The 1,498-nt window shown below is 42.4% G+C and carries 4 protein-coding genes; all 4 read left to right on the top strand.

Annotated features, from left to right (window positions below):
- Positions 1-238: transposase (locus tag HMPREF1147_RS12320; protein ID WP_369791746.1), on the top strand; the 238-nt coding region annotated here is incomplete at its 5' end.
- Positions 239-363: 125 nt separating this feature from the next.
- Positions 364-756, top strand: coding sequence for a helix-turn-helix domain-containing protein (locus HMPREF1147_RS08895; RefSeq protein ID WP_009658582.1), 393 nt, complete (start codon positions 364-366; stop codon positions 754-756).
- On the top strand, positions 746-973 hold the full coding sequence (locus HMPREF1147_RS08890; protein ID WP_009658584.1) for a hypothetical protein: 228 nt from the start codon (positions 746-748) through the stop codon (positions 971-973). Before HMPREF1147_RS08895 ends, HMPREF1147_RS08890 begins: the two co-directional genes overlap by 11 nt.
- 206 nt (positions 974-1,179) lie before the next feature.
- Positions 1,180-1,470 carry an Abi family protein gene (locus HMPREF1147_RS08885; protein WP_037351367.1) on the top strand — a complete coding sequence of 97 codons (291 nt, stop codon included), beginning with the start codon at positions 1,180-1,182 and terminating at the stop codon, positions 1,468-1,470.
- The last annotated feature ends 28 nt before the right edge of the window (positions 1,471-1,498 follow it).

Genomic DNA, 1,498 nt, shown 5'->3' with positions numbered 1-1,498 from the left:
TGGGGATATTCCCGTATACTACGCTCATCCTTATACGCCAAGTGAACGCGGAACTAATGAACGCCAAAACGGCATGGTACGACGCTTTATCCCAAAGGGGACCGATATTGCTTGCCTCACGCCGGACACAATTCAACAGGTAGAGGACTGGATGAATAACCTCCCCAGGAAAATCCTCGGATACGATACACCCAAAGAGCGTTTCGATTCATATGTTGCTCAATTCGCTGCCTCGTAACTTTTTCCCTACTTGTCCCACTTGCTATTGCAATTTAGGCAACATTTTTCTTCCCAATCCACGAAAAAATTATCTTGAACACGAATATTTTTTCGTGTATAATGAAGCTATTAGGAGGTGATGAGATGGATGTAAAGTCGTATACTGCCTCAAAAATAAGGGAATATCGAAAGTTACGCGGGCTAACTCAAAAAGAACTGGGAGAAAAAATCGGAGTAAAACATAACACCATCTCTGGCTATGAGAGCGGCACAAACGAACCGGAGCAAGACCTTTTGTTTAAGATAGCGTCTGCCCTAGAGATCAGCATCAATGATCTTTTTCCAGATACTACAAATAACACTTCATCTTACTATTACGACGACGAAGTCGCCGCCATAGCAAATGAAATGAAGGACAATCCGGGTATCAGAGTTCTATTCGATGCCTCTCGCGGGCTGAAAAAAGAGAGCATCGAAGAAGTCCGGCGTTTCATAGAATTTCAAAAAGCAAAGGAGAGAGGAGACTATGAGGGATAACGTACGGGAGGTAATACAAGATCTTCCCATCGGTATTAAGGGATTTGTTGTCGAGGACGGCGCAGAAGATTTTTATACCATCGTTCTAAATGCTCGCTATTCAAGGGAAGCGAACATCGAGACATATAAGCACGAGCTGAAACACATTGATAGCGGTGACTTACGCAGCGGAGAATCCGCCGATGGTATAGAGTTCCGTGCACACGGTGTTTCATAGAGGAAGAGTGTAGGATTTTGGAGTGATGATGTAGATAGTTTATGCGGTCTCACTCACTCAATAATTACACTTTATTTTAATCTTGACAACATAAACGGATTCATCTATAATGGAGACTACTTAGAGGAAGTGCCGGTATCTCTACGGGAAACCGATGGGACCGGTTCGGAAATGAGCTCTCTCCATTACTGGGGAGGGCTTTTTTCTTGAAACCATTTAAGTCACTTGATGAACAAATCGCACTGTTACAGGCGCGTGGATTGGTGATTGATGATGAGGACAAAGCAAAACTATATCTGCTCACCAACAATTACTACAACATTATCAACGGATATGGAAAATACTTCCCACGCAACGGTGATACCTATATAAATGGTACAAACTTCAATGAAATCTCACATCTGTACTTCTTCGACAAAGAGATGAAACAGGCTTTATTTCAAGCTATTATCAACGCAGAGGTTCATCTAAAATCTTCCTTCGCTCAGAGTCTGTGAAGAAAAGTCTGTAAATCGGATCTTCTAT

It is taken from the genome of Selenomonas sp. FOBRC9 (assembly GCF_000287655.1).
GTDB classification, from domain to species: domain Bacteria; phylum Bacillota; class Negativicutes; order Selenomonadales; family Selenomonadaceae; genus Centipeda; species Centipeda artemidis.
The sequence above is the reverse complement of the archived record's forward strand: the minus strand, read 5'-3'. Positions and strand labels throughout refer to the sequence as shown.